The organism is Algibacter sp. (genome assembly GCF_049667265.1).
Lineage (GTDB): Bacteria > Bacteroidota > Bacteroidia > Flavobacteriales > Flavobacteriaceae > Algibacter_B.
Genome location: NZ_JBATHX010000385.1, coordinates 1 through 2,840, shown reverse-complemented (window position 1 = coordinate 2,840; position 2,840 = coordinate 1). Strand labels below are relative to the sequence as shown.

Here is a 2,840-nt window from a genome sequence, read left to right as displayed (position 1 = left end):
TAACAACTAACAACTAACAACTAACAACTAACAACTAACAACTAACAACTAACAACTAACAACTAACAACTAACAACTAACAACTAACAACTAACAACTAACAACTAACAACTAACAACTAACAGCTATTTCCTAGGATGATACTTCTCAACCACCTTGGTTAAATGACTTTTATCTAAATGTACATAAATTTCAGTAGTTGTTATGCTTTCGTGTCCAAGCATGAGTTGTATGGAGCGTAAATCGGCATTATTTTGTAATAAATGTGTAGCAAATGAATGTCTGAAGGTATGAGGCGATATGTTTTTTTTAAGTCCTATTTTTACGGCAAGTTGTTTGATAATTGTGAAAATCATGGCTCTAGTGAGTTGTTTTCCGCGTCTGTTTAAAAACAAAGTATCTTCATGTCCGGGTTTAATGTTTAAATGAACCCGGATTTCTTTCCTGTAAATATTAATAAACTTTTGGGTTATGTCTATAATAGGAACAAAGCGTTGTTTGTCACCTTTCCCCGTAACTTTAATAAAGCCTTCATCAAAAAATAAATCTGAAATTTTGAGGTTGATAAGTTCACTAACTCGCAACCCACAGCCATATAATGTTTCTAACATGGCTCTATTCCGTTCGCCTTCTGGTTTACTTAAATCTATGGCTTTTATAAGATTATCTATTTCTGCTTCTGATAAGGTATCTGGAAGTTTTCTGCCAATTTTCGGTGATTCTATAAGTTCTAAAGGGTTGTCTTTTCTGTAATCTTCAAACACTAAATAATTAAAAAAACTTCGTAAGCCGGATATTAACCTAGATTGCGATCTGGCATTTACGCTTTTGGCAATTTCATAAATAAATTGTTGAATAATTTCTGAGTTAATGGAAATAGGTGATTCTGTGATGTTATTATCTTCTAAAAAAATAATGAGTTTTTTAACATCTAATGAATAATTATCTATGGAATTTTGAGATAAACCGCGTTCTATCTTTAAATATAATTGATAATCCTTAAGCGCGTTTTTCCATTTCATAGTATGTAAAAATAACAAATAACAAGAATAAAGGGATCAAATTAGTGGGGTAATTCTATCTATATTCAATATAAATTGTTAATAACATAAATTGTAAGTATTTGTAAATCAAATTATAATGATTTTGTGTTTATTAAATTGTTAATAACCTAACTTGTTTCGTAGTATTTTTCAATGAAATACCTTTAATTTGTTATAATCAAACTAAAAACATTTTAAATTATGAAAAAATTATTTTTATGTGCAGTAATTGCAGTATTTGGACTTACAAGTGTAAATGCACAAGATCAAGCTATTAAAGCAAACCCAATAGGATTGGCGTTTGGAGTTGCAAATGCAGGTTATGAATTTGCTACTAACGACAGTCAAACTTTGACTGTTTCTGGATTGTATTACAACATTTCAGATATATCTGGTTTTGGAGCAGGTGCAGAGTATAGATTCTATTTTTCAAGCGATGAAGCGTTAAATGGTTGGCATGCTGGACCGTCTGTTGGGTATTTTGCTCTTAAAGATGATTTTGATACTTCAGCTGGTTTCTTCTCAATAGGAGGAGAAGTAGGGCATCAATGGATTATAGGAGAACATTTTTTAGTAGATGTTTTCGCTGGCCTGAGTTATATTGCAGGAAATTCAGATGATTTTAATGTAACACTTAGTACCACTTCAGTAGCCCTTGGAGTTTCTTTGGGTTATGCATGGTAATTTAGTATTAATAAACCAAATAAAGTTTAAAAAGGAAGCCAGTTGGCTTCCTTTTTTTATGCTCAAATTTTAATATATTTACCATATGAAAAAACTAATCATCATCAACGGGCCAAACTTGAATTTATTAGGAAAAAGAGAACCTAATATTTACGGAAGTTTATCTTTTACAGAGTTTTTAGAAGAAGTAAAAGGTAAATACCCAAAAGTTTCTATAGATTATTTTCAATCGAATATAGAGGGTGTGTTAATTGATAAATTACACGAAGTTGGTTTTAGTTATGATGGTATTATATTGAACGCAGGGGCTTATACACATACTTCTATTGGATTAGGTGACGCTGTTAAGGGCATAGAAACTCCGGTGGTTGAAGTTCATATTTCAAACACATTTGGGCGAGAGGAGTTTAGGCATCAATCTTTTATTTCGCCTAATGCTAAAGGTGTTATACTTGGTTTTGGATTACAGAGTTATGAATTGGCTATTCAGAGTTTTTTATAACAGACTACTTAGAAGATTAAATTTTTAGACAAATATAAATTTTAGAATAAAAAAAAGTTCCTGAAAATATCAGGAACTTTTTTTGTTTATAAGTTTAGCTTTCAAAGAAAGTCTACAAATGTATTACTTCATCATAAGCAGCAGCAACAGCTTCCATAACTGCTTCACTCATTGTTGGGTGAGGATGTATTGCTTTTAAAACTTCATGACCTGTAGTTTCCAGTTTTCTTCCTAAAACAGCTTCTGCTATCATATCAGTTACACCAGCACCAATCATGTGGCAACCTAACCATTCGCCATACTTGGCATCAAAAATAACTTTCACGAAACCTTCTTTATTTCCACCAGCACTAGCTTTACCAGATGCTGAAAAAGGGAATTTTCCAACTTTAATATCTAAGCCTTTATCTTTTGCTTGTTTTTCAGTTAAACCTACCGATGCAATTTCAGGAGAACAATATGTACATCCTGGTATGTTTCCGTAATCAATAGCTTCAACATGTTGTCCTGCTAACTTTTCAACACATAAAATTCCTTCTGCGGAAGCGACATGCGCTAAAGCTTGCCCAGGAGTAATGTCTCCAATAGCATAATATCCAGGAATATTAGTT

At 32.0% G+C, this 2,840-nt stretch carries 3 protein-coding genes and 1 pseudogene; 2 read left to right on the top strand and 2 right to left on the bottom strand.

What is annotated here, in order from left to right; translation table 11 throughout:
• Positions 1-125 precede the first annotated feature (125 nt).
• Positions 126-1,022, bottom strand: coding sequence for a site-specific tyrosine recombinase XerD (gene xerD, locus WBN21_RS13330; RefSeq protein ID WP_424201072.1), 897 nt, complete (start codon positions 1,020-1,022; stop codon positions 126-128).
• Between the two features lie 222 nt (positions 1,023-1,244).
• On the opposite strand from xerD, the gene WBN21_RS13325 reads away from it, so the two are divergent.
• On the top strand, positions 1,245-1,727 hold the full coding sequence (locus tag WBN21_RS13325; protein ID WP_424201070.1) for a DUF3575 domain-containing protein: 483 nt from the start codon (positions 1,245-1,247) through the stop codon (positions 1,725-1,727).
• 85 nt (positions 1,728-1,812) lie between these two features.
• A complete protein-coding gene (aroQ, locus tag WBN21_RS13320) occupies positions 1,813-2,229 on the top strand; it encodes a type II 3-dehydroquinate dehydratase (RefSeq protein ID WP_424201068.1) in 417 nt (138 codons plus the stop codon).
• Positions 2,230-2,341: 112 nt separating this feature from the next.
• Here the strand turns inward: aroQ and WBN21_RS13315 are convergent.
• Positions 2,342-2,840 (bottom strand): annotated as a pseudogene (locus tag WBN21_RS13315) (dihydrolipoyl dehydrogenase); the annotation flags it as partial.